This window comes from Streptomyces sp. NPDC051064 (assembly GCF_044455985.1).
Taxonomy (GTDB): domain Bacteria; phylum Actinomycetota; class Actinomycetes; order Streptomycetales; family Streptomycetaceae; genus Streptomyces.
In genome coordinates, this window is record NZ_JBITFK010000001.1 from 1,216,152 (window position 1) to 1,240,666 (window position 24,515).

A 24,515-nucleotide genomic window follows, 5' to 3' on the forward strand; every position below is an offset into this window, starting at 1 on the left:
CCTAAGTCAATTGTTCGCGCCCTCGTCCCCTTTTCTCTGCCCGGACGCGACGACGTCCCTGCCCGGGAGGCCCCCACCATGCGTTCCCACCTGCTCAACCACACGACGGCGGAGGACTACCGTCGCTCCGTCACCGCGGGAGTCGAACAGGTCGCAGCCAGACTCGCCTCCACCGAGCAGCCGTTCAGCGGCATCGGCGTCGAGGCGCTCGCCCGCGTCGTCGACGCCATCGACCTCGACCGGCCGCTCGGCGACACGGCTGCCGCCCTGGACGAGCTCGGCGAGGTCTACCTCCGCGACGCCGTGTACTTCCACCACCCCCGCTACCTCGCCCACCTCAACTGCCCTGTGGTCATCCCCGCCGTGGTCGGCGAGGCCGTGCTCTCCGCGGTCAACTCCTCCCTGGACACCTGGGACCAGAGCGCGGGCGGCACGCTGATCGAGCGCCGGCTGATCGACTGGACGGCCGCCCGCATCGGCCTCGGCCCCGCGGCGGACGGCGTCTTCACCAGCGGTGGCACACAGTCCAACCTGCAGGCGCTGCTGCTGGCCCGCGAGGAGGCCAAACTCCGGCCCGAGGAGTTCACCCGGCTGCGGATCCTCACGTCCGAGTGCAGCCACTTCAGCGTCCAGAAGTCGGCCAAACTCCTCGGCCTGGGCCCGGACTCCGTCGTGTCCGTCCCCGTCGACCGTGAGAAGCGCATGCGGACCGTGGCGCTGGCCGCGGCCCTCGAACACTGCGAGGCCGAGGGCACCGTGCCGATGGCGGTCGTCGCCACCGCGGGCACCACGGACTTCGGCTCGATCGACCCGCTGCCCGAGATCGCCGCGCTCTGCGAGCGGTACGGGACCTGGATGCACGTCGACGCCGCCTACGGCTGCGGACTGCTCGTCTCGCCCACCCGGCGCGCACTCGTCGACGGCATCGAGCGCGCCGACTCGGTCACCGTGGACTACCACAAGTCCTTCTTCCAGCCGGTGAGTTCGTCCGCCGTGCTGGTCCGCGACCGGGCCACGCTGCGCCATGCGACGTATCACGCGGAGTACCTCAATCCGGAGCGCACCGTCGAGGAGCACATCCCCAACCAGGTGGACAAGTCCCTGCAGACCACGCGCAGGTTCGACGCGCTCAAGCTGTGGATGACGCTCCGCACCATGGGCGCGGACGGTGTCGGTGAGCTGTTCGACGAGGTGTGCGAGCGGGCCGCCGAGGGCTGGCGGCTGCTGGCCGCCGACCCGCGCTTCGACGTCGTGGTGGAGCCCCGGCTGTCCACCCTGGTGTTCCGCTACGTCCCGGTCCACGTCAGGACGCCCGCCGACATCGACCGGGCCAACCTCTACGCCCGCAAGGCGCTCTCCGCCTCGGGTGAGGCCGTGGTCGCGGGCACGAAGGTCGGCGACAGCCAGTACCTGAAATTCACCCTGCTCAACCCCGAGACGACCGCGGCCGACATCTCCGCCGTCCTCGACCTGATCGCCGGCCACGCCGAGCAGTACCTGGGAGAGTCCCTTGACCGCGCTTCCTGAGCCCCTTGACGCCCCGTACGACTTCATCGGGATCGGGCTCGGCCCGTTCAACCTCGGACTCGCCTGCCTGACCGAGCCCGTCGAGGAGCTGAACGGACTGTTCCTGGAGTCCAAGCCGGACTTCGAGTGGCACTCCGGGATGTTCCTCGAAGGGGCCCATCTCCAGACGCCGTTCATGTCGGACCTGGTGACGATGGCCGACCCGACCAGCCCGTACTCCTTCCTGAACTACCTCAAGGAGCGGGGCAGGCTCTACTCGTTCTACATCCGGGAGAACTTCTACCCGCTGCGCACCGAGTACAACGACTACTGCCGGTGGGCCGCGGCCAAGCTGAGCAGCGTCCGATTCAAGCAGACCGTGCAGTCGGTTACGTACGACGAGGGTGACGGCCTGTACACCGTCCGCACCGCCGACAGCGCCTTCCGCGCCCGTCACCTCGTCCTGGGCACCGGCACCCCGCCGCACATCCCGGAGGCCTGCCGGGGCCTGGGCGGCGACTTCCTGCACAACTCCCGCTATCTGCGGGAGAAGGCGGCGCTGCAGGCCAAGAAGTCCATCACGCTGGTGGGCAGCGGGCAGAGCGCGGCGGAGATCTACTACGACCTGCTCTCCGAGATCGACGTGCACGGCTACCGGCTGAACTGGGTGACGCGCTCCCCCCGATTCTTCCCGCTGGAGTACACGAAGCTCACGCTGGAGATGACCTCTCCGGAGTACGTGGACTACTTCCACGCCCTGCCCGAGGAGACGCGCTACCGGCTGGAGTCCGGCCAGAAGGGCCTCTTCAAGGGCATCGACGGCGAGCTGATCGACTCGATCTTCGACCTGCTCTACCAGAAGAACCTGCCGGGCCCCGTCCCCACCCGTCTGCTCACCAACTCCTCGCTGAACAGCGCGCGCTACGAGGAGTCCACGGGCACGTACACGCTGGGCCTCCGCCAGGAGGAGCAGGGCAGGGATTACGAGCTCGACAGCGAGGGCCTGATCCTCGCCACCGGCTACCGGTATGTCCCTCCTGCCTTCCTGGAGCCCGTCCTGCACCGGATCCGGCACGACTCCCGCGGCCGTTTCGACGTGGCCCGCAACTACAGCATCGACACCACCGGGCGCGGGATCTTCCTGCAGAACGCCGGGGTGCACACCCACTCGATCACCTCGCCCGACCTGGGCATGGGTGCCTACCGCAACGCGTACATCATCGGCGAAATGCTCGGCCGCGAGTACTACCCGGTCGAGAAGTCCGTCACCTTCCAGGAGTTCGCAGCATGACCAGCACGAAACCCCGGGGGACGTTCACCGTCCGCCCCATGGACCCCTCCCCCGGCCGGCCGGGCCGTAGGTCCGACGCCGAGCTGGTGCACGAGTGGGTCACCCACCCCAGGGCCGCCTTCTGGATGATGGGCGACGCCCGGCTGGAGGACGTCGAGCGGGAGTACGTGGCGATAGCCGCCCACCCGCACCACGACGCCTTCATCGGGCTGCACGACGGCCGGCCCGCCTTCCTGATGGAGCGCTACGACCCCACCGAGGTCGAGCTCAAGGGGCTGTACGAGGCGGAGCCCGGTGACGTCGGGATGCACTTCCTGGTCGCCCCGCCCGAGACCCCGGTGCACGGCTTCACCCGGGCCGTGATCACCACCGTCATGGAGACCCTGTTCGCCGATCCGCGGGTCCGCAGGGTCGTCGTCGAACCCGACGTCTCCAACACCGCCGTGCACGCGCTGAACAAGGCGGTCGGCTTCGAGGTGGTCCGCGAGATCGCCAAGCCGGAGAAACAGGCCCTGCTCAGCACCTGCACCCGCGAGCAGTTCGAGGCCGCGACCACTGGAGCCCACCGATGACCGACCGCACCACCACCACCGCAGCCGTCGACCACCTGACCCCCGAGCGCTGGGCCGTCGCCAACCGGCTGCTGATCCGCAAGGCGCTGGCCGAGTTCTCCCACGAACGGCTGCTGGTCCCCGTCCCGCTCGACGACGGCGGCTACAGCGTGCGCGGCGACGACGGGACGGTCGAGTACCGCTTCACCGCCCGCCGCTTCGCGCTGGACCACTGGCAGGTCGACGCCGGGTCGATCACACGTCACCGGCACGGCTCGGACCTCCCGTTGGACGCGCTGGAGTTCTTCGTCGAGCTGCGCTCCACGCTGGGCCTGTCGGCGGAGATCCTTCCCGTGTACCTGGAGGAGATCTCCTCCACGCTGGCCGGAACCGCGTACAAACTGACCAAGGAACCGACCACCGCCGCACAGCTCGCCGTGTCCGGTTTCCAGGCGGTGGAGACCGGCATGACCGAGGGGCACCCCTGCTTTGTCGCCAACAACGGGCGGCTCGGCTTCGGGGTCGACGCCTATCGCGCGTACGCCCCGGAGGCGGCGACCGGAATCCGCCTGGTCTGGCTGGCCGCCCGTCGCGATCGCGCCACCTTCACGGCGGGCGCCGGGCTGGACTACCCGGCCCTCATCGCGGGTGAGCTCAGCGAGGAGACCCTCGGCGGGTTCGCGGCGCGGATGACGGACCTCGGGCTCGACCTCGACGACTACCTCCTGATCCCGGTCCACCCCTGGCAGTGGTGGAACAAGCTCGCGATCACCTTCGCCGGCGAGGTGGCTCAGCAGCACCTGGTCTGCCTGGGCGAGGGCGAGGACGCCTATCTGGCCCAGCAGTCGATCCGGACCTTCTTCAACACCGACCACCCCGGGAAGCACTATGTGAAGACGGCGCTGTCCGTGCTGAACATGGGCTTCATGCGGGGGCTCTCGGCCTCGTACATGGAGGCGACCCCCGCGATCAACGACTGGCTGGCCGGTCTGATCGAGCGGGACGAGCTGCTGCGCGGGGCCGGGTTCTCGATCATCCGGGAGCGGGCCGCCATCGGCTACCACCACCGGACCTACGAGGCGGCGACCGCCAAGGGGTCCCCGTACCGGAAGATGCTCGCCGCGCTCTGGCGGGAGAGCCCCGTCCCGTCCCTGGCCGGGCGGGAGCGGCTCGCGACGATGGCCTCGCTGCTGCACACCGACGCCGAGGGCCGCTCGGTGGCGGGCGCGCTGATCGCCGAGTCGGGGCTCGCCCCCGCCGACTGGCTGCGGCGGTACCTGGACGCGTACCTCGTGCCGGTCCTGCACAGCTTCTACGCGTACGACCTGGTGTTCATGCCGCACGGCGAGAACGTGATCCTGGTGATCGAGGACGGCGTGGTGCGCCGGACGGTCTTCAAGGACATCGCCGAGGAGATCGCGGTCATGGACCCGGACGCGGCCCTGCCGCCCCAGGTCGAGCGGATCCGCGCGGACGTCCCCGAGGACATGAAGCTGCTGTCGGTCCTCACCGATGTCTTCGACTGCTTCTTCCGCTTCCTGGGGGCGGACCTGGCCACGGAGGGGGTCCTCGACGAGGAGACCTTCTGGCGGACGGTCGCGGCGTGCGTCAGGGGCTACCAGGACTCCGTGCCGTACCTCGCCGACAAATTCAAGCAGTACGACATGTTCGCGGAGGAGTTCGCGCTGTCCTGCCTGAACCGGCTGCAGCTGCGTGACAACCAGCAGATGGTCGACCTGGAGGACCCGGCGGGCGCGCTCCAGCTGACCGGCAGGCTGCGGAACCCGATCGCGGGGTACTGAGGCCGAAGAATGAGAATGTAACGGACATTCCCGCCAGATCAACCCAGCAGGATGAGATTTCTGCCCGATATCGGGCAGATTTCTTGCGTAGCGCCATCGATCCACGCAATATCGACGAGTGCTCGAACACCGCCCCGCGCATGACGACCTCATCGACCACCTCGTACGCTCCACCGCGCTCCAGCGCGGCGAGGCCGCCAGGGTGATCCTCGACGTGCTGGCGTACTTCGACGAGACGACCGAGGCCTTCGTCCGGCGCCGCCACCGCGAACTGCAGTCCGGCGGCCTGGTGAACACGGAGATCTTCGAGCGGATCGCGGCCGAGCTGCCGCACCGCGCGGTGGCGCCGCAGGAGCTCTCGCTCCGCCAGCTGCGCCGCATCGTCTACGGCTGAGCGGGACGGGCCGGGCACCGGATTTTTTGTACGTCGATGGAGGGGCAGAGACTCTATGTGCGGGATCGTCGGTTACATCGGGAAGCGTGACGTGGCTCCGCTGCTGCTGGAAGGCCTGCAGCGGCTGGAGTACCGGGGCTACGACTCCGCGGGCATCGTCATCACGGGCAAGGCCCCGGCGGGCAGGCCCGGCGCCCTGAAGATGGTCAAGGCCAAGGGCCGGGTCCGCGAGCTGGAGGCCCGCGTGCCCAAGCGGTTCGCCGGCACCACCGGCATCGCCCACACCCGCTGGGCCACGCACGGCGCCCCGAGCGACGAGAACGCGCACCCGCACCTGGACGCGGAGAGCAAGGTCGCCGTCGTCCACAACGGGATCATCGACAACGCCTCCGAGCTCCGCGCGAAGCTCGTCGCCGACGGTGTCGTCTTCCTCTCGGAGACCGACACCGAGGTGCTGGTGCACCTGATCTCCCGCTCGCAGGCGCTGACGCTGGAGGAGAAGGTCCGCGAGGCGCTGAAGTCCGTCGAGGGCACGTACGGCGTCGCCGTCCTGCACGCCGACTTCAACGACCGCATCGTCGTCGCCCGCAACGGCTCCCCGGTCGTGCTCGGCATCGGCGAGAAGGAGATGTTCGTCGCCTCCGACGTGGCGGCCCTGGTCGCGCACACCCGGCAGATCGTCACCCTGGACGACGGCGAGATGGCCACCCTCAAGGCCGACGACTTCCGTACGTACACCACGGAGGGCTCGACCACGACGGCCACACCGACCACCGTGGAGTGGGAGGCCGAGTCGTACGACATGGGCGGCCACGACACGTACATGCACAAGGAGATCTCCGAGCAGGCCGACGCCGTGGACCGCGTGCTGCGCGGCCGCATCGACGACCGCTTCTCCACCGTGCACCTGGGCGGCCTGAATCTGGACGCCCGCGAGGCGCGCGGGGTCCGCCGGATCAAGATCCTGGGCTGCGGCACCTCGTACCACGCGGGCATGATCGGCGCCGGCCTCATCGAGGAGCTGGCCCGCATCCCCGCGGACGCGGAGCCCGCGTCCGAGTTCCGCTACCGCAACCCGGTCGTGGACCCCGACACCCTGTACGTCGCCGTCTCGCAGTCCGGCGAGACCTACGACGTGCTGGCCGCCGTGCAGGAGCTCAAGCGCAAGGGCGCGCGCGTCCTGGGCGTCGTGAACGTCGTCGGCTCGGCGATCGCCCGTGAGGCGGACGGCGGCATGTACGTCCACGCGGGCCCCGAGGTCTGCGTCGTCTCCACCAAGTGCTTCACCAACACCGTCGTCGCCTTCGCGCTGCTCGCCCTGCACCTGGGCCGCATCCGCGACCTGTCGGTGGCCGACGGCAAGCGGATCATCGAGGGGCTGCGCAAGCTGCCGGAGCAGATCGGTCAGATCCTGGAGTCGGAGGACGAGATCAAGAAGCTGGCCGAGGAGTACGCCGGAGCGCAGTCGATGATGTTCATCGGCCGCGTCCGGGGCTACCCGGTCGCGCTGGAGGCCTCCCTGAAGCTCAAGGAGATCTCGTACATCCACGCCGAGGCCTACCCCGCCTCGGAGCTCAAGCACGGCCCTCTCGCGCTCATCGAACCGGCGCTCCCGACGGTCGCGATCGTCCCGGACGACGATCTGCTGGAGAAGAACCGCGCCGCGCTGGAGGAGATCAAGGCCCGCAGCGGACGCATCCTCGCCGTCGCCCACCGCGAGCAGGAGAAGGCCGACCACACGATCGTCGTCCCGAAGAACGAGAACGAGCTCGACCCGATCCTGATGGGCATCCCGCTGCAGCTGCTCGCCTACCACACGGCGCTGGCCATGGGCCGTGACATCGACAAGCCGCGCAACCTGGCGAAGTCGGTCACCGTCGAGTAGCGGACACCGTCCCGCCGCCTGCGGGAAGGCCCCTGACGTCGCGTCAGGGGCCTTTCCGTGCGCTCAGGGGATGACGATGACCGGGCGCTGGGCGCGGCGCGCGAGACGGCCGGCCACGGACCCGAAGATGCGGCCCACGATGCCGTGCGTCGAGCCGACGACGATCGCGTCGGCCGAATACTCCCGGCCGACCTCCTCCAGCTCGTGGCAGATGTCCCCGCCGCGCTCCACGAGGACCCAGGGGATCTCGGCGAGATAGTCCGCGCAGGCCAGCTCCAAGCCGAGGACCTCGGTTCGGTGGTCGGGAACGTCGACGAAGACGGGCGGCTCGCAGCCGGCCCAGACGGTGGTCGGCAGCCGGTTGGCCACATGGACGATGATCAGTCCGGAACCGTGCCGGTTGGCCATTCCGATGGCGTACGCGAGGGCTCGTTCGCTGGACATGGAGCCGTCGAAACCGACCACGACGCCATGCCGGAAGGCGGGATCGCAGGAAGGGCGCGACTCTCCGACCGGCTGCGGTTCCGACCCGGGGTCGGCTACCTGCTTGCGGTCTGCGGGTTCAGGGATTTCGTGACCGGCCATCGGTGTCTCGGCGAAGAGAGTCCTCGTGAGGAGGGAGCGGTTTGGAGGTGTACCTGCGAGCTGTGGAGCTGTGTCCGGGAAACATCTTCCCAACCCCCTACCCCTAAGGGTACGGCGCCACTCCTCCACTGCCCAGCGCTCACACATCGCGGGCGGCGATGGAGGGAGCATGCCGGAGACTGCCCCGGTATGGCAATGCCGGTTGCGTCGTACATCCAGCTCGTGGACGCTTCGACGGGTTCCGGTCACGGTGTCCGGCCGGCGCTCACCGCGATCCGGGCGCGGCGGCCGGATGTGCCACCCGCCCCTCCGGCCGGGATCGTCACGCCCCGCCATCGTGCAATTGCACATCGTTCACCCGGAGAGGCCGAATGGCCTCCAGGGGCTCCAGAGGCGTATGGATGCTCCCGTGAACAGGGGGCGTACGCCGGTCGTATGACTGGATTGCGCACACACAACCATCGGTTTTCAGCCAACTTCACCCCCATCCCGTTCCCTTGGGGCCGGAGCCGCCCAACCCACGTGCCACCAGGCAGGAATAGACCGCGCGGTACGCTTTGACCCTATGGGGACGGGCCATGATCGCCATGCGCACTTCCCTGTGGGGCTCACGGGTGAAACGCTTCGTGATCGAACGCTTCGCGCCAAGTTGCCTTGTCGACATAGTGCCGGTGGGGGAACGTGTCACGTCGGGACCACGGGACGCAGTAGATTCGATCTTGACTGTGTCGAGGACTGGGGACGCGTGCGAGACCGAGGGGAAACGTGCAGGAGCGACAGGCCCGTAAGGACCAGGAAGACGCGAACACCGAGGGGGGCTTAGCGTCATGAGCCAGGACTCCGCCACCGCAACGGAGGCGTCACGGAAGCTGACCGGGCGGCGACGCCGGGAAGTCGTAGCCGTACTGCTGTTCAGTGGCGGCCCTATCTTCGAGAGCTCCATTCCGCTCTCAGTTTTCGGAATCGACCGGCAGGACGCGGGCGTTCCCCGCTACCGCCTGCTGGTCTGCGGGGGTGAGGAAGGACCGCTGCGCACCACCGGCGGGCTCGAACTCAGCGCACCGTACGGCCTGGAGGCGATCAGCAGGGCTGGCACCGTCGTGGTGCCCGCCTGGCGGTCCATCACCTCCCCGCCGCCCGCAGAGGCCCTGGACGCGCTGCGCCGCGCCCATGAGGAGGGTGCCCGCATCGTCGGACTCTGCACGGGGGCCTTCGTCCTCGCCGCGGCCGGCCTGCTGGACGGCCGCCCGGCCACCACGCACTGGATGTACGCACCGACGCTGGCCAAGCGCTATCCGTCGGTGCACGTCGATCCGCGTGAGCTGTTCGTCGACGACGGCGACGTGCTCACCTCGGCCGGGACGGCGGCCGGAATCGATCTGTGCCTCCACATAGTCCGTACCGACCACGGCACCGAGGCGGCAGGGGCCCTGGCCCGCAGGCTCGTCGTACCGCCGCGGCGCAGTGGCGGTCAGGAGCGCTACCTCGACAGGTCTTTACCTGAAGAGATCGGCTCCGACCCGCTCGCCGAGGTCGTGGCCTGGGCGCTGGAGCATCTCCACGAGCAGTTCGACGTGGAGACGCTGGCCGCGCGCGCCTACATGAGCCGGCGGACCTTCGACCGCAGGTTCCGTTCGCTCACGGGCAGCGCACCGCTCCAGTGGCTCATCACCCAGCGCGTGCTGCAGGCGCAGCGGCTGCTCGAGACCTCCGACTACTCCGTCGACGAGGTCGCGGGCCGCTGCGGCTTCCGCTCGCCGGTCGCGCTGCGCGGGCACTTCCGCCGCCAGCTGGGCTCCTCCCCCGCCGCGTACCGGGCCGCCTACCGGGCCCGCCGTCCGCAGGGCGGGGCACTGGAGGGCGTCACCACGGTGCTCGAGACGTCCGTACCCGTCCAGGGCGCGGGACCGAGCCGGCGAGCCGCAGCGGCGTCCTCGCCCGGCCCGTCGCCGGTCACCGCGACGGCCGCTCCCGGCGGCGGCGTGGACCGCCTCGGACCGGGTCCCGAGGCGTACGCTCCGGGCCGCCCGGCCCTGCCGGGGCAGCGCAGCGCCCCGTAGGGTGGGGCCCATGAACGACCGTATGGTGTGGATCGACTGCGAGATGACCGGGCTCTCGCTGACGGACGACGCACTCGTCGAGGTGGCCGCGCTGGTCACCGACTCGGAACTGAACGTGCTCGGCGAAGGGGTGGACATCGTGATCCGCCCGCCGGACGCGGCCCTGGAGACCATGCCCGAGGTGGTGCGGCAGATGCACACCGCCTCGGGCCTCCTCGACGAGCTGGCCGGGGGCACGACCCTGGCCGACGCGGAGGAGCGGGTCATGGCCTACATCCGCGAGCACGTGAAGGAGCCGGGCAAGGCCCCGCTGTGCGGAAACTCGGTCGGCACCGACCGGGGCTTCCTCGCGCGTGACATGCCGTCGCTGGAGGGCTACCTCCACTACCGGATCGTCGATGTGTCCTCGGTCAAGGAGCTGGCGCGCCGCTGGTACCCGAGGGCGTACTTCAACAGTCCGGAGAAGAACGGCAACCACCGGGCGCTCGCCGACATCCGCGACTCCATCACGGAGCTGCGTTACTACCGGGACGCGGTCTTCGTGCCGCAGCCCGGACCGGACTCGGCCCGCGCCAAGGAGATCGCGGCACGCCACACGCCGGCCGCCGGGCAGTAGGGACACACCGCTGGTCACGGGCCCTCCGGGGCCCGTGCACCCGCCCCGGAGAACCGGGGCGCGAGCACCCGCTCGGACCCTGTACACTTTTTCTCGGCCGGTCAGGAAAGCGACCGGACGACATGGTGGGTATAGCTCAGCTGGCAGAGCACCTGGTTGTGGTCCAGGATGTCGCGGGTTCAAGTCCCGTTACTCACCCTGAACGATCAGCCCCTGACCTGGGAAAACGGGTCAGGGGCTGAGTCTTTTCCCCGGCGGCGGACATGTGGCGCCCCTCGCTTCCCCGGCTCCGTACACCGCCGGTCACCCGGGGCGACCGGCACGCGGCGCCGACGGGCGGGCGGCCCTCCCGCCCCCTCGCGCGCCGGCCCGGCCGGGTGACACCCGCCACACCCCGCTCCGCCCCGCATGGCGAGCCGCGGACCGGGCATCCGGCTTCGCGGGCCCTGCCGCACCATCCCCCGACGCGGCAGGGCCTCCTCGCGCCCGCGCGACGGTGACGGCCCCCGGACGCCACCGCCCGGGGCCCGCTGCGTGCCAAAAATCCGCAGCTGTGTGGAAGGCGTGATGAGGGTTCATGCATACGTTCGGGTCTCATGGGCACGCGGAGTGCATCCCGAACGAATGGCTGACCGAACGAAGCCGATAGGAAGCCACAATGACGCGCGGCAGGTGAAGCACATGGCCACGACCGAGAACACCAAGAGCGATCACGGCAGCAGTGGCGGCAACGGCCGGATCGATGTCTCCACAGCAATGCGGAAAGCGGCCGAACAGCTTGCCGAACTCCTCCAGCGCCAGCCCGATTCGGTGTCCTCACTGAATGCGACGGACGACGGCTGGGCGGCGGATGTGGAAGTCGTCGAGATCGAGAAGATCCCCGACACCATGAGCGTGATGGCCTCTTATCGCGTCAGGCTCGACGGCCAGGGTCAACTCGTGGGCTACGAACGAATTCGACGGTACTCGCGAGGACAGGTCGACCGCTGAGCCGACCACTCGCCGAGCAGCCGAACCGCGCAACACAACTCATTGGAAGGAAGACCGACCATGAGTCTCGTACAGCAGAGCAACGCCTCCAACAGCAGCGGGGGCGGTTCCGGAAATCTCTACGACGTTCTTGAGCTCATTCTCGACAGGGGGCTCGTCATCGATGCCTTCATTCGTGTCTCGCTCGTCGGTATCGAGATCCTCAAGATCGACGTACGTGTCGTCGTCGCCAGCGTGGATACGTATCTGCGTTTCGCCGAGGCGTGCAACCGGCTGGACCTGGAGTCGGGCCGAAAGGCTCCCACGCAGCTCACCGACATAGTCGGGGACACGGTGGAGAGCGGCGCCAAGGGCAAGTCGAAAGGGGCACTGACCGGCGCGGTCGAAGCCTTCACGGACTCCCTCCAGGGTGGCCGTGACGACTCCGACGAGAAGGAGAAGGAGAAGGAGAAGCGGCCGGCGCGCAAGACCGCTTCGAGCAGCAGCCGCCGGACGTCCCAGCGAGGGGAGGAGTGACGCATGCCGACCTACATCTACGCCATCACCGCGGCCGACCACCCGCTGCGGCTGGACGGCCTGTCCGGCGTCGGGGAACCGGCGTCGGAGCTGCGCACCGTCAGGACGGGGGCGCTCGGCGCTGTGGTCAGCGACACACCCGCCGACCTGCGGGCGAAGCGACGTGATCTCGTCGCCCACCAGAGCGTGCTGGAGAGGCTGATGGCCGACGGCGCCGCGCTGCCGATGCGCTTCGGCCTCGTAGGGCCGGACGACGATCAGGTACGGGCCGCGCTCGAGCAGGGCGAGGACAGCTACACGGCCCGCCTTTCCGAGCTGGACGGCCGCCTCGAGTACAACGTGAAGGTCTCGCGCGACGAGGAGAGCCTGCTGCGGGAGATTCTCACGGAATCGCCCGAGGCCCGGCGGCTCAGCGAACACACCCGGCAGAACCCGGGGGCGCAGGACCAGAAGATGGCTCTCGGCGAACTCGTGTCGCACGAGGTCCAGGCCAGGCAGGAAGCAATGGGACGGGAATTGGCGAGCGCACTGGCGACCGCCGCGGAACGGGTCTCCGAAGGAGAACCCACGAAGACCCACTTCCTGAACGTGTCCTACCTCGTGAGGCGCGACGAGGCGTCCGCCTTCTCGCAGGCGGTCCACGAGGAGGCCGAGCGCAGGGGTGACGATTACACGTTCGCCCTGAACGGCCCTCTTCCGCCCTACAGCTTCGTCTGACGTACATCCCTCGCAGAGGGGAGGCATCTGTTCATGGGCCTCATTACGCAACTGCTCACCCTTCCGCTGGCTCCGGTACGCGGCACGGCATGGGTTCTCGATCAAGTGGTGCAAGCCGCGGAACGCGAGCACTACGACCCGTCGTCCGTACGCACGCAATTGGCCGAGCTGGAACGTGAACTGCTGAGCGGCGAAATCGACGAGGAAGAATTCGACCGACGCGAGGACGAACTGCTGGACTGGCTCGCCGAGTGCGAGGCCTACCGGAATCGTCCGGACAACAACTCCTGATGGCGGGAGATCGAGGTGTTCGACAGATGACCGGAAATGCAAAGATAGGTGCGGCCCTGGTGGGCGGCTATCTGCTGGGACGTACCAAGAAGGCCAAGCTGGCGATCGGCTTCGGGATGTTCCTGGCAGGGAAGAAGCTGAGCCTGGACCCGAGGCAGCTCGGCAGGATGCTGGCGGACTCGCCGCTCCTGGGCGGCGTCAACGACCAGGTCCGCAAGGAGCTGGTGGGCGCCACGAAGACGGCCGCCACCCATGCCCTCACACAGCGGGCGACCGGCCTTGCCGACTCCCTGCACAAGCGCACACTCGAACTCGAGGACCCGTCCGGCGCCAAGGGGCGGGACGAGGCCGACGAGGAGTCCGAGGAGGACGACCTCGACGCGCGGGACGCCCAGGACGACGAGGACAGGGACAGCGAGGGCACGCAGGAGAAGCCGGCCCCGCGCCGCACGGCAGCTGCCAGGAAGGCCGCCGAGCCGGCGGCCAGGTCCACGGGCGGTGCCCGGCGGACCGCATCGGGCGGCGCGCGGAAGAAGGCCGCTCCGGCCGCCCGCAAGGCCGCCTCCGGGGCCCGTGGGAAGCGGGGTGGCAGCAATGGCTGACTCGGCTTTCAGCAAGCTCAAGGACGACGTGGCGAACAATCCCGCCACCGACCGCCTCAAGGAAGAGCTGCAGAACTACCTCAAGGCGCGTGCGCAGCACGCGGTCACCAACCTCGGCCACAAGCTGGGCGAGGGGGTCGGCAGACTCGCGGACGGCGACGCCCCGGGGGGCGCGGCGAAGACCCTCGCCAAGGGCGGCAAGGCGCTCAGCGAGGGCAAGTCCCCCGCACAGGCCGCCGTCAGCGCCGGCGCGTCCCATGTGAAGGACGCCGTCAAGGACAAGGTCAAGGGGCTGTTCGGCAAGGGGCGCAAGGGCGGCGGAGGCAAGTCGAAGAGCGTCACGATCTCCGAGGACATCGACGTCGGTGTGCCGGTGCGCGAGGCCTACGACCAGTGGACGCAGTTCCAGGAGTTCAGCACCTTCGCCAAGGGTGTCGTGAGCGTCGAGAAGTCCGACGACACGAGCAGCAACTGGAAGGTGAAGGTCGCCAAGTCCACGCGCAGCTGGAAGGCGAACGTCACTGAGCAGGTTCCGGACGAGCGGATCACCTGGACCACCGAGGGTGCCAAGGGCACGGTCAAGGGAGTGGTGACGTTCCACGCCCTCACCGACGACCTGACACGGGTCCTGCTCGTTCTCGAGTACTTCCCGAAGGGGCTGTTCGAGAAGACCGGGAACATCTGGCGCGCCCAGGGCCGCAGGGCCCGGCTCGATCTGAAGCTCTACCGCAAGTTCATCATGATGCGCGGCGAGGCGACCGACGGCTGGCGCGGTGAGATCCGCGACGGCGAGGTCGTCGTGGAGCACGACGAGGCCGTCGAGGAGGAAGAGGCCCGCGCCGAGGAGGAGAACGGCTCCGAGGCGGAGGAGCCCGAGTCCGGGAACGGCGAGGAGGACGAACTCGCGGACGACGAGGACGGCGAACTCCCCCCGGAGGACGAGGCCTACGAGGACGACGAGGACGAAGAGGCTCCCGCCGACGAGCCCCGTGCGGACGACTCCTACGAGGACGAGGACGAGGACGCGGACGAGGACGTGGAGGAGGACGCGGATGCCGAGGAGGAGGAGCCTCTCGAGGACGACGAAGAAGAGGAGCCGGCCCCGCGCACCCGGCGCCGTACCGCCTCCGCACGGAGCTGACATGCTCCGCCTACAGCACGGATGGGACTGATCCGACGTGTCCGACTCACTGGCCGGCCGGATGGGGGCCTCTTCGGGAGCGTCCCCGTACGGCCAGCAGCAGTCCTCCGCGAATCTGGCCGACATCCTCGAACGCGTCCTGGACAAGGGCGTCGTCATCGCGGGTGACATCCAGATCAACCTGCTCGACATCGAACTCCTGACGATCAAGCTGCGCTTGCTGGTCGCTTCCGTGGACAAGGCCAAGGAGATGGGCATCGACTGGTGGGAGCACGATCCCTCGCTCTCCTCCAGGGCCCGCCCCCGGCAGAGGCCCCAGGCGGTGGACGCGTCGCGGGACGGAACGGCGGTGGAGGCGGAGAACGCACGGCTCCGGGCCGAGATTGCCGAGCTGAGGGCCGCTGTGGGGCTGCCGGCCTCATCGGCGGCCGGGGCCGGCCAGGACGCGCTCACCGGGCGTGCCGGCGTGGAGAACGCGGAAGGTGAGGATGCGAAGTGACTGCGGAAGTGGACCCGGCGACGGGCCCGGAGATGTCCTACGTCTACGCCGTCAGCCGCGCCGGAGCCCCTCTCGAGGCGGCTCTCGCGGGGCGGCCGGGCCTGGAGGGGTCTCCTCTGCGGACGGTCCGCGCCGGGGACCTCGTCGCCCTGGTCTCGTCGGTCCCCTCCGCGTCGTACGGAACCGAGGGCGTGAAGGCGCAGATGGAGGACCTCGGCCGGCTGGAGGTGCTGGCCCGCACCCACCACGCGGTCGTCGAGGCGGCCTACGAGCACGCGGCCGTACTGCCGATGCGGCTGGTGACGGTGTACCTCGACGACGGGCGTGTCCAGGACATGCTCGGCGCGCGCGAGGCCGAGTTCTCCGCTCTGCTCGCCCGCCTCGAAGGCCATGTCGAGCTCGGCGTCAAGATCTACGCCGACCCGCGCGAGGCGGTCTCGGTGGGCGGCGGCGGAGCGGAGGCGGAGGCGCCGGGCTCACCCGGGCGGGCCTACCTGCAGCGGCGCCGTGCACAGCAGCAGAACCACCGCGCGACCTACCGGGCGGCGGGCTCGGTGGCCGCCGAGGTGCCCGCCCGGGTGGCCGGCATCGCCCGGGCGCACGTCACGCACCGTCCCCAGCAGGGAGACCTCGCCCAGGCCGCGGGCGAGAACATCGTCAACGACGCCTATCTGGTCCAGGGCACCGAGGCCGACGCGTTCCGCGCGGCCCTCACGGGGCTCGCCGACGACGTACCGGGCGTGCGCGTGGAGATCACCGGCCCTTGGGCCCCGTACTCCTTCGCGACGCCGCCCTCGGCGGACAGCGGTGATCCGCGATGAACGACGAACTGGGCGCCGCCATGCCCGGTGCGGGGTTCGCCGAACCCCGCACCGGGCATTCCGGGCCGCCCGACGAGTCCATCGAGTCCCTGGCCGGGCGCCAGGTGGCACTGATCGACCTGCTGGACCGCTTGCTGAACGGAGGAGCGGTGCTCACGGGCGATCTGGTCCTCTCCATCGCCGACGTCGACCTGGTGCACATCAACCTGAGGGCCGTGATCCGGTCGATCACGTCGGACGAACCGGCGCCGTGGTGAGGACCGCACGGCGAATGAACGAGGAGCAGTCCATGGTCGAGGAAACCGGGGAAACACAGCCGCGTACGCAGAACCTCCAGGAGGTCGCCCAGGCGGCGGCCCGCGCTTTCGATCTGGTGCCCGCGAGGCCCGACGAGGCGAGCACGCGCAGCGGACCGGCCCAGCGGCTGGAGACCGACCCGGAGACGGTGGAACGCGACCTCATCAAACTGGTGCTGACGATCGTCGAACTGCTGCGCCAGCTCATGGAGCGCACCGCTCTGCACCGGGTCGACGTGGGCGATCTCCGTGAGGACCAGGAGGAACGCATCGGCATGACGCTGATGATCCTCCAGGACCGGATGTCGGAGCTCTGCGAGCGCTACGACCTCACCATGGAGGACCTCAACCTGGATCTGGGTCCGCTGGGTTCACTGCTTCCACGGGATTCCGGCTGAATTTTCACCGCACCGTTTCGAGCCGCGGCGAGGGGTAACACGAACACCATGACTGCAGAGAGCGAAGAATCCAAGAAGGTAAACGGTTCTGCGGCGAAGGCCGGTACGGGTGCCAGGACGGCCGCCGCCAAGGGGCGACAGACCACCGCGGCAGCCAACAACCACGCCAAGTCCGGCTCGGCGGTCGCGGCCTCGAAGGCCAAGTCATCGGCGCAGGACGCCAAGTCCTCCGCCGGGGAAGCCGCCCGCTCGGCGGAGACCGGAGTGCGGTCGGCCGGCCAGGCGACGAAGCGCGCAGCGGCCGCCGGCTGGGACACGGGCCGGCAGACCGTCCTGGACACAGCAGGGAAGGTGACCTCGACGGCCACCACCGCGTGGACGGTCGTCAAGCACCGCAAGGCCATAGCGGTGGGAGCCGCCGCGGGCGTCGGCGGTCTCCTGGGCGGCGCGTTCGCCCTCGGACGCCAGACGGCCAAGACCCATGCCGGACCGATCACCCGCCTCACCGGCGGCCGGATCTGACCGCACCGCGGCCCTCGCCGCGCCCCCTCCCCAAGAGGGCCGACAGACCACTGTCGGCCCTCTTGCCTGCGGAGCACCTCGTCAGACCCGGCGGCAGTGATCTCGGAGCTCGGAGATGACAGCTCTCTCTCGCGCGTTGACGTCCCCGTCCACCGTGGCCACCCGGTCAGCCGCGTCGAGGAGGTCGCTCAGATCCCCCGGCTCGGCGTCCAGGCGTCGCCACACCTCGGCGGGGTCGACGTCGACGACGTGGGCGAGCTGTTCGTCGACCACCTGGTGCTGATCCCGGGCCAGTCTCACCAGGTGCCGCATCAACAGCGCCTCGTCATCGGCGATCTTTTCGTCCGCCATGACGACGAGCCACGCGACCCACAGCATCAACTGCGGGTGCTGACTCCGCTTGCTGAGCCCCTCGGCGAGTTCGATCACCCGCGCCTCGTTCCGGAAGACGGCCTGCGCGTGCCGGCCCGCGAGCAGCGTCGTATAGCGGTTCAGCACCACCGCGAGCGGAACGCCGACCACGGGGATACCGATCTTGATGACGTTGCGCTGCAGGAGGTACTTCCCGACGACGGGGAGCCCCTTCGCGGCGGTCAGCACCCCCTTGGAGTAGAAGCGCTTGATCACCGGCCGCATGAGGGCCGGGACCGCCTTGATCACGCCTTCCCGGACCACCTCCCCGCTCTTGATCGTGAAGGCCACGCGAATGAGCTTCCACATGTCGTCGGGGTCGGACAGGTCGAGCGGGACCCGGTAGAGGACTGCGACGTCGTAGGCCAGGCGCAGCTGGAGCCGGGTGACGAACGCGACATCGACCATCATGGTCGCGACGGCGGCCGGGACGGTCGCCGCCGACGCGCCACCCAGGCTCCCGAGGGTGGCGGCGACGGTCGCCGTGTAGGCCCCGGCGGAGAGCCCGCCTTCGAGCGCGGCGTACCGTGCCGCCATCTTGATCCGCTGATCGACGACGGCATCCGCGGGTACGCCCTCGTACCGCTCCTGGAAGTACTGCCGGTCGACCTTGGCGGTGTAGGAACTCAGGGCCTGAGCGCTGAGCTTGGTGAACCAGCCGCCCGACTTGATGTCGTCCGGGCTCAGCCCCTTGATGAACTCCCGTAGCTCGGCCCGCTCATGCTCGACAGCCTCCCGGTCGGCGTCGCTGTCGTCACCCGGGGCGTCGGCAGCGTCGGTCGGGGTTTCGCTCGTGGCGAGGTCTTCGGGGAGGTCCGGCGTGGGGCCGGTTCGCCCCGCAGGCTTCTCCTCGCTTCTCGGCTCCTCGGCGCTCGCTACGGCCTCGGGCGCGGGCTCCGATGCCCGGGGTGAGGGCACCGTCGCCGTCGGGGACGCGACCTGCGGGCCTGCGTCGGTCACGGCGTCCTCGTCCGGGCTCAGGGCCGCACCCTGTGCATCCGCATCGATGTCGACACCGAAGTCCGTCGCCAGTCCGGCCAGTCCGGATTCGTAGCCCTGGCCCACGGCTCGGAACTTCCACTCGCTGCCGCGCCGGTAGAGCTCTCCGAAGATGAAGGCACTCACGGCCCCGGCGTCCTCGATGGCGAACTGGACGAGGCCCTGACCGGAACTGTCGGCGACGGTCAGGCGGAGGTCGTCGAGATCCCCGAACCGGGACCCTCCGTGACGGCTCGCCGCCACGATGATCTGCTCGACGTCAGGTGGTACGGCGTCCAGGTCGAAACTGATCCGGGCCTCGTCGCCATCCGTCGTGGCGGCCTTACCGAGCAGTTGCACACTGCCGTCTCCGACGACCGGGTTCTTGTGGGAACAGAAGTCGGCGGCGCTGCGCACCTTGCCGTTGCCGTCGAGCAGGAGCACGGAGACGTCCGCGTCCCCCTCCGCGTTCGCGCTGCCCCAGCCGAGGCTCATCACCACGGACCCGACGTCCTCGCTCAGCGTGGCCAGACCGACGTTGGCACCCTTGATCATCTTCTGCATGCGACCCCCCAAATGCGCTGCCGGCCCGGAACGCACGCGCGGCAGAAGAGTGTGACGTTGTGTGGTGCGTCACACGTTCGCCGTACGCGAGGAATCCTAGCGGCCGAACGCTCCAGTTATGGAGGAGTTGTGAAAGACAAGTCGTTCATATGAGTGCCCGGCCGGCTGCACGAACCTCAGGACGACTCCCGGACCACCAGCTCCGTCGGCAGCACGATCCTCGGCCGCTCCTGCGCGCCGTCGCCCGACGAGCGGTTCGCGATCTCCTGCAGCAGGACGCGGGTCATCGTGCGGCCCATCTCCTCGATCGGCTGACGCACGCTCGTCAGGGGCGGGTCCATGTGGCGGGCCACCGCGGAGTCGTCGAAGCCGATCAGGGCCACGTCGTCCGGGATGCGGCGGCCGGACTCGCGCAGGACGTGGCGGGCGCCCGCGGCCATCACGTCGGAGGCGGCGAAGACCGCGTCCACGTCGGGACGGCGCTCCAGCAGCTCCCGCATCGCGCGGGCGCCGCCCTCCTCGCTGAAGTCCGCGGGGGCGATCAGCCGTTCGTCGGGGTCGAGACCGGCCGCGGCGATGGCCTTGCGGTAGCCGTCGAGGCGGCGCTGGGCACCGTAGACGTCCAGGCGGCCGGTGATCGTGGCGATGGAGCGGCGGCCTCGCGATATGAAGTGGTCGACGGCCGCGCGTGCACCTTCGAAGTTGTCGGAGTCCACGGAGGGCAGCGTCTCCGCCGCGTGCCTGCGGCCGCTGATCACGGCGGGCATGCCGAGCTGTTCGAGGAGGTCCGGCAGCGGGTCGTCGGCGTGGACGGAGACCAGGAGCACTCCGTCGACCCGGTGCGCGGTCAGATACTGGGCCAGCCGGCGGCGCTCGCGGTCGTTGCCCGCGAGGGTCAGCAGCAGCTGCATCTCCGTGTCGGCGAGGGCCGCGCCGACGCCCCGCACGATGTCCGAGAAGTAGGGCTCGGCGAAGAACCGGGTCTCGGACTCGGGCACGACGAGCGCGATGGCGTCCGTGCGGTTGCCTGCGAGGGCGCGGGCCGCGCGGTTGGGGACGTAACCCAGTTCGGCGACCGCCGCCTCGACGGCCTCCCGGGTCTGTGCGCTGACCCGCGGCGAGCCGTTGATGACGCGTGAGGCCGTGCCCCGCCCCACTCCGGCCCGGGCCGCTACCTCTTCGAGCGTGGGCCGCCCGCCACTCCGTACTCGCGCTGCCGCCATGGCTGCCTCCCGTTCGCGGTCAATTTCTCACAGCGGGTCGGCCAAACCAAGTCCCACCGTCCGATCCCTTGACACGTGGCAGGACCCAGCGGTCCCTGCAGCGCCACAACTCTTGGGAGCGCTCCCAAGCGTACGGGGTCCGGATGACGAACACGTAAGGCGGGCGGGGCGGACACGAAAAGCGGGACCCGGCGGAGTGCCGGGTCCCGCTTTTCCGTGCCGGTCGGGGTCAGACGGTGCCGACCGGGGGCAGTGCGTGGCGGCGGATCACGTCGGAGTACCAGTGGGCGCTCGTCTTGGGAATCCGGCGCTGGGAGGCGTAGTCGACGTACACCGCGCCGAAGCGCTTCGAATAGCCGTACGCCCACTCGAAGTTGTCCATGAGCGACCAGAGGAAGTAGCCGCGGACGTCCGCGCCGTCGGCGATCGCCCGCTGCACGGCGTCGAGGTGACCGTGCAGGTACGCCACCCGCTCCGGGTCCGCGACCTTGCCCTCCGGAGAGACGTAGTCGTCGAACGCGGCGCCGTTCTCGGTGACCATCAGCGGGAGGCCCGGGTGGTCCCTGGTGACGTCCATGAGCAGGTTGTAGAGCCCGTCGGGGTCGATCGACCAGTCCATGGCGGTGCGCTCCTTCCCCTCGGCGAGGTGGAAGGCGACGTGCTCGGAGCCGGGCCAGGGGGAATGGTCACTGGCCCCGTGGGCGTCGCTGCGCGCGTAGTCGGCGCCGTCCACCGGGGTGGAGACCAGCGTCGGGGTGTAGTAGTTGATGCCGAGGGCGTCGACCGGGCGGGAGATGGTGGCGAGGTCGCCGTCCCTGACCAGCTTCGACCAGTCCACCAGGTGCGAGGTGTCGGTGATCAGGTCCGCGGGGTACTCCCCGCGCAGCATCGGGCCGGTGAAGACGCGGTTGCCGACCGCGTCGATGCGGCGGGCTGCGTCCGCGTCGGCCTCACTGTCGGTGAGGGGGCGGACCTGATGGAGGTTGAGGGTGACCGAGGTCTGCGCAGAAGCGGGGAGTTGGGCGCGCAGAACCTCGATCGCCCGGCCATGGGCGAGGTTGAGGTGATGGGCCGCCTGCAGCGCCGCTGCGGGCTCGGTACGGCCGGGGGCGTGCACACCGGAGCCGTAACCGAGGTAGGCCGAGCACCAGGGCTCGTTGAGGGTGGTCCACATGCCGACGCGGTCGCCGAGGGCGCCCGAGACGATGGCGGCGTAGTCGGCGAAGCGGTCGGCGGTCACGCGCTCGGGCCAGCCGCCGGCGTCCTCCAGCTCCTGGGGCAGGTCCCAGTGGTAGAGGGTGGCGACGGGCATGATGCCGGCGTCCAGCAACTCGTCGACGAGCTTGCGGTAGAAGTCCAGACCGCGCTCGACGGCGGGGCCGCGGCCGGTGGGCTGGACCCGGGACCAGGAGACGGAGAAGCGGTACGCCTTCAGCCCGAGCTGTTTCATGAGCGCGACGTCGTCGCGGTAGCGGTGGTAGTGGTCGGCGGCGATGTCGCCGGTGTCGCCGTTGCGGACCTTGCCGGGCGTACGGCTGAAGGTGTCCCAGATGGACGGCGTGCGGCCGTCCTCGGCGGCGGCGCCCTCGACCTGGTAGGAGGCGGTCGCCGCGCCCCAGATGAAGCCCGTGGGGAACTGCGTCTCGGGCGCCTGCTTCGGGGTGGTGTCGGGTCGTACGGCTGTCATGCGGGAGCGCTCCCATGGGGGTGGACGGGACGAGGACGGGGAAGTGCGGGACCCGGCAACCGTACGGCCTGTGGTCAGGTACAGGCCGTACGGGGCGGCCGGGTACGGACCGCGGCGGACGGGCAGGTCAGCCCTTGACGGCGCCGGACATGATGCCCCCGACGATCTGCTTGCCGAAGATCACGAAGACGACGAGCAGCGGCAGGGTGCTGATCAGCGCGCCCGCCATGACGATGCTCTGGTCGGGCACGTAGGACGCGCTCAGCTCGCCGAGTGCCACCTGGAGCGTCGGGTTCTCCGCGTTCAGAGCGAGGTAGGGCCAGAAGAAGTCGTTCCAGGCCTGCACGAAGGTGAGCATGCCGAGCACCATCATGGCCGGTCGGGCGACCGGCAGCACGATGCTCCACACGATGCGGAGGTTGTTCGCTCCGTCCACCCGGGCTGCCTCGATGAGTTCGTACGGCAGGGCCTCCACGAGGTACTGGCGCATGAAGAACACACCGAACGCGCTCACCAGGGTCGGGAAGATCACCGACTCCAGCTGACCGCCCCAGCCGATGTCCGACATCATCATGAACAGCGGTACGACGCTGAGCTGCGGGGGGATCGTCAGCGTGGCGATGACCGCCGTCATCAGTGCGCCACGGCCTTTGAAGCGCATCTTCGCGAAGGCGTAACCGGCCAGGGTGCAGAAGAACAGGGTCGCCAGCGTGATGCTGGCGGACACGATCACCGTGTTGACGATCGCCTTGCCGAGGTGGGCCTGCTCCCAGGCCGCCTGGAGGTTGTGGAACAGGTTCCCGCCCGGGATGAGCGGCGGGGTGGTGCCCAGAATCTCGTCCTGGGTACGGGACGCGGCCACGAGCGTCCAGTACAGCGGGAACAGCGAGCCGAGGCCGACGACGGCGAGGGCGAAGTAGGCGAAGGGGCCCGCGTGGTGCTGACGGCCGGCGCCTGGCCTGAAGCGGCGGCGCGGGGGTTCGTCACGGACGGCCGCCTTGGAGACGCGCCGGTGGTCCGGAGCGGTGATGGGGCTTGTGGTGGTCATGGATATGGCTCCCGTCAGGCCGCGGTCTTGCGCCCGAGGCGCCCGATGAGCCAGTTGATCGCGGCAATGAGCAGCAGCAGGATGAGCATGGCCCAGGCGACCGCGGCGGCCGTACCGAGATGCCCGAGGTTCCAGCCGTAGTTGAAGAGGTAGATGCTGAGCGTCTCGTACTGGTGCTCGGTGCCGCCCTGAGCGCCGTTGGTGCCGCCCTCCAGAAGGAGGGGTTCACCGAAGAGCTGCATCGAGCCGATGGTCGAGACGACGATCGTGAAAAGGATCGTCGGCCGCAGCGCGGGAATCGTCACGTTGCGGAACTGCTGCCAGCGCGAGGCACCGTCGAGCGAGGCGGCCTCGTACAGGTCGGACGGCACCGCCTGCATCGCGGCGAGGTAGATCAGGGTGTTGTAACCCGTCCAGCGCCAGATCACGATGACGGCGATGGCGATGTTGGACGTCCAGTGGCCGTTGACCCAGTTCGTCTCGCCGAAACCGAAGAATCCGAGCACCCAGTTCAGCAGACCGCCGTCGGCCCGGAACACCAGGGCGAAGACGATGGCGGCGGAGGCCACCGAGGTGGCGTACGGGGTGAGGATCACCGTGCGCCAGAACGTGCTGGCCCGCAGTTTGTAGTTCAGCAGGTGAGCGAGGCCCAGCGCGACCATCAACTGCGGGACGGTCGAGATGACGCCGATGACGAACGTGTTGGTGACCGCGGTCCAGAACTCGGAGTCCTGCAGGATGGTGCTGAAGTTCTCCCAGCCGACCCATTCCATCTGGTCGAGGCCGGTCATCTCCACCTTGTGCAGGGCGATCCAGCCGGTGTAGACGAGCGGGTAGAGCCCGAAGGCTCCGAAGACGAGGAAGAACGGCGCGATGTAGGCGTACGGCGACGCCTTGTCGTCGAATCGCCACAGCCGGCTGCGCCACGCCTGGCGGCCGGGAGTCATGGGCTTCGGAGCGCGGCGGCTGGGCCGGGGGCCGCCGTGCGCGTCCCGGGTGGGGGTCGTGGTTGCCACAGGTGGGAGTCCTTCCCTGGGGTGTGCCGACACCTCAGGGGCAGGCCGGTCCTCTGGTCAGGCCCGGCGGGGGTGTCGGAGAAGGTGCGCGGTGCCGGTGAGGGA

At 69.4% G+C, this 24,515-nt stretch carries 25 protein-coding genes and 1 tRNA gene; 20 read left to right on the plus strand and 6 right to left on the minus strand.

Features of this window, described 5'->3' with window-relative positions:
• Nucleotides 1-78 precede the first annotated feature (78 nt).
• The 6 genes from ACIBCU_RS05605 (at nt 79) to glmS (ending at nt 7,429) form a co-directional block, all read left to right on the plus strand.
• A complete protein-coding gene (locus ACIBCU_RS05605) occupies nt 79-1,527 on the plus strand; it encodes a pyridoxal phosphate-dependent decarboxylase family protein (protein ID WP_399229451.1) in 1,449 nt (482 codons plus the stop codon).
• On the plus strand, nt 1,511-2,797 hold the full coding sequence (locus tag ACIBCU_RS05610) for a lysine N(6)-hydroxylase/L-ornithine N(5)-oxygenase family protein (RefSeq protein ID WP_399229453.1): 1,287 nt from the start codon (nt 1,511-1,513) through the stop codon (nt 2,795-2,797). Before ACIBCU_RS05605 ends, ACIBCU_RS05610 begins: the two co-directional genes overlap by 17 nt.
• The gene (locus ACIBCU_RS05615; RefSeq protein ID WP_399229456.1) at nt 2,794-3,369 is read left to right on the plus strand and encodes a GNAT family N-acetyltransferase; all 576 of its coding nucleotides are present in this window, start codon (nt 2,794-2,796) and stop codon (nt 3,367-3,369) included. The genes ACIBCU_RS05610 and ACIBCU_RS05615 overlap by 4 nt, the downstream gene beginning before the upstream one ends.
• Nucleotides 3,366-5,150 carry an IucA/IucC family protein gene (locus ACIBCU_RS05620; protein WP_399229459.1) on the plus strand — a complete coding sequence of 595 codons (1,785 nt, stop codon included), beginning with the start codon at nt 3,366-3,368 and terminating at the stop codon, nt 5,148-5,150. Before ACIBCU_RS05615 ends, ACIBCU_RS05620 begins: the two co-directional genes overlap by 4 nt.
• A gap of 118 nt (nt 5,151-5,268) precedes the next feature.
• The gene (locus tag ACIBCU_RS05625; RefSeq protein ID WP_362926760.1) at nt 5,269-5,544 is read left to right on the plus strand and encodes a hypothetical protein; all 276 of its coding nucleotides are present in this window, start codon (nt 5,269-5,271) and stop codon (nt 5,542-5,544) included.
• A gap of 55 nt (nt 5,545-5,599) precedes the next feature.
• Entirely contained in the window at nt 5,600-7,429 is a 1,830-nt protein-coding gene (gene glmS / locus ACIBCU_RS05630) for a glutamine--fructose-6-phosphate transaminase (isomerizing) (RefSeq protein ID WP_399229462.1), read from the plus strand.
• Between the two features lie 63 nt (nt 7,430-7,492).
• On the opposite strand, the gene ACIBCU_RS05635 is transcribed toward glmS, so the two are convergent.
• On the minus strand, nt 7,493-8,014 hold the full coding sequence (locus ACIBCU_RS05635) for a universal stress protein (RefSeq protein WP_362926764.1): 522 nt from the start codon (nt 8,012-8,014) through the stop codon (nt 7,493-7,495).
• Nucleotides 8,015-8,841: 827 nt separating this feature from the next.
• On the opposite strand from ACIBCU_RS05635, the gene ACIBCU_RS05640 reads away from it, so the two are divergent.
• From ACIBCU_RS05640 to ACIBCU_RS05705, 14 genes are all read left to right on the plus strand, one after another.
• Nucleotides 8,842-10,074, plus strand: coding sequence for a helix-turn-helix domain-containing protein (locus ACIBCU_RS05640; protein ID WP_362926766.1), 1,233 nt, complete (start codon nt 8,842-8,844; stop codon nt 10,072-10,074).
• 10 nt (nt 10,075-10,084) lie between these two features.
• A complete protein-coding gene (orn, locus tag ACIBCU_RS05645; protein ID WP_104786026.1) occupies nt 10,085-10,690 on the plus strand; it encodes an oligoribonuclease in 606 nt (201 codons plus the stop codon).
• 125 nt (nt 10,691-10,815) lie between these two features.
• A tRNA-His gene (locus tag ACIBCU_RS05650) sits at nt 10,816-10,888 on the plus strand.
• Between the two features lie 483 nt (nt 10,889-11,371).
• Nucleotides 11,372-11,680: a gas vesicle protein gene (locus ACIBCU_RS05655; protein ID WP_362926770.1), complete on the plus strand. Its 309-nt coding sequence runs from the start codon at nt 11,372-11,374 to the stop codon at nt 11,678-11,680.
• Between the two features lie 60 nt (nt 11,681-11,740).
• Nucleotides 11,741-12,196, plus strand: a complete 456-nt coding sequence (locus ACIBCU_RS05660) for a gas vesicle structural protein GvpA (RefSeq protein ID WP_399229465.1) — start codon at nt 11,741-11,743, stop codon at nt 12,194-12,196.
• 3 nt (nt 12,197-12,199) lie between these two features.
• On the plus strand, nt 12,200-12,913 hold the full coding sequence (locus ACIBCU_RS05665; protein WP_362926773.1) for a GvpL/GvpF family gas vesicle protein: 714 nt from the start codon (nt 12,200-12,202) through the stop codon (nt 12,911-12,913).
• A gap of 33 nt (nt 12,914-12,946) precedes the next feature.
• Entirely contained in the window at nt 12,947-13,204 is a 258-nt protein-coding gene (locus ACIBCU_RS05670) for a gas vesicle protein GvpG (protein ID WP_399229469.1), read from the plus strand.
• Nucleotides 13,205-13,230: 26 nt separating this feature from the next.
• Nucleotides 13,231-13,806, plus strand: a complete 576-nt coding sequence (locus ACIBCU_RS05675) for a hypothetical protein (protein ID WP_399229471.1) — start codon at nt 13,231-13,233, stop codon at nt 13,804-13,806.
• Nucleotides 13,799-14,947, plus strand: coding sequence for an SRPBCC family protein (locus tag ACIBCU_RS05680; protein WP_399229473.1), 1,149 nt, complete (start codon nt 13,799-13,801; stop codon nt 14,945-14,947). The genes ACIBCU_RS05675 and ACIBCU_RS05680 overlap by 8 nt, the downstream gene beginning before the upstream one ends.
• A gap of 37 nt (nt 14,948-14,984) precedes the next feature.
• Nucleotides 14,985-15,446, plus strand: coding sequence for a gas vesicle protein (locus ACIBCU_RS05685; RefSeq protein ID WP_399229475.1), 462 nt, complete (start codon nt 14,985-14,987; stop codon nt 15,444-15,446).
• Nucleotides 15,443-16,267, plus strand: a complete 825-nt coding sequence (locus ACIBCU_RS05690) for a GvpL/GvpF family gas vesicle protein (RefSeq protein WP_399229477.1) — start codon at nt 15,443-15,445, stop codon at nt 16,265-16,267. The genes ACIBCU_RS05685 and ACIBCU_RS05690 overlap by 4 nt, the downstream gene beginning before the upstream one ends.
• Nucleotides 16,264-16,524, plus strand: a complete 261-nt coding sequence (locus ACIBCU_RS05695; RefSeq protein WP_393759029.1) for a gas vesicle protein — start codon at nt 16,264-16,266, stop codon at nt 16,522-16,524. Before ACIBCU_RS05690 ends, ACIBCU_RS05695 begins: the two co-directional genes overlap by 4 nt.
• A 32-nt stretch (nt 16,525-16,556) precedes the next feature.
• Complete coding sequence (locus ACIBCU_RS05700) at nt 16,557-16,961, plus strand: gas vesicle protein K (protein WP_399229742.1); 405 nt, start codon at nt 16,557-16,559, stop codon at nt 16,959-16,961.
• Nucleotides 16,962-17,009: 48 nt separating this feature from the next.
• Nucleotides 17,010-17,483, plus strand: a complete 474-nt coding sequence (locus tag ACIBCU_RS05705; RefSeq protein WP_399229481.1) for a hypothetical protein — start codon at nt 17,010-17,012, stop codon at nt 17,481-17,483.
• 81 nt (nt 17,484-17,564) lie between these two features.
• Here the strand turns inward: ACIBCU_RS05705 and ACIBCU_RS05710 are convergent, their stop codons facing one another.
• From ACIBCU_RS05710 to ACIBCU_RS05730, 5 genes are all read right to left on the minus strand, one after another.
• Nucleotides 17,565-19,436 (minus strand): TerD family protein, encoded by a 1,872-nt coding sequence (locus ACIBCU_RS05710; RefSeq protein ID WP_399229483.1) that lies wholly within the window; start codon nt 19,434-19,436, stop codon nt 17,565-17,567.
• Nucleotides 19,437-19,612: 176 nt separating this feature from the next.
• Nucleotides 19,613-20,659, minus strand: coding sequence for a LacI family DNA-binding transcriptional regulator (locus ACIBCU_RS05715; RefSeq protein WP_362926786.1), 1,047 nt, complete (start codon nt 20,657-20,659; stop codon nt 19,613-19,615).
• Between the two features lie 229 nt (nt 20,660-20,888).
• Nucleotides 20,889-22,346 (minus strand): GH1 family beta-glucosidase, encoded by a 1,458-nt coding sequence (locus ACIBCU_RS05720; RefSeq protein WP_399229485.1) that lies wholly within the window; start codon nt 22,344-22,346, stop codon nt 20,889-20,891.
• 127 nt (nt 22,347-22,473) lie between these two features.
• Complete coding sequence (locus tag ACIBCU_RS05725) at nt 22,474-23,394, minus strand: carbohydrate ABC transporter permease (RefSeq protein WP_362926789.1); 921 nt, start codon at nt 23,392-23,394, stop codon at nt 22,474-22,476.
• A 14-nt stretch (nt 23,395-23,408) separates the two neighbouring features.
• Nucleotides 23,409-24,410, minus strand: a complete 1,002-nt coding sequence (locus tag ACIBCU_RS05730; protein WP_362926791.1) for a sugar ABC transporter permease — start codon at nt 24,408-24,410, stop codon at nt 23,409-23,411.
• Nucleotides 24,411-24,515 lie beyond the last annotated feature (105 nt).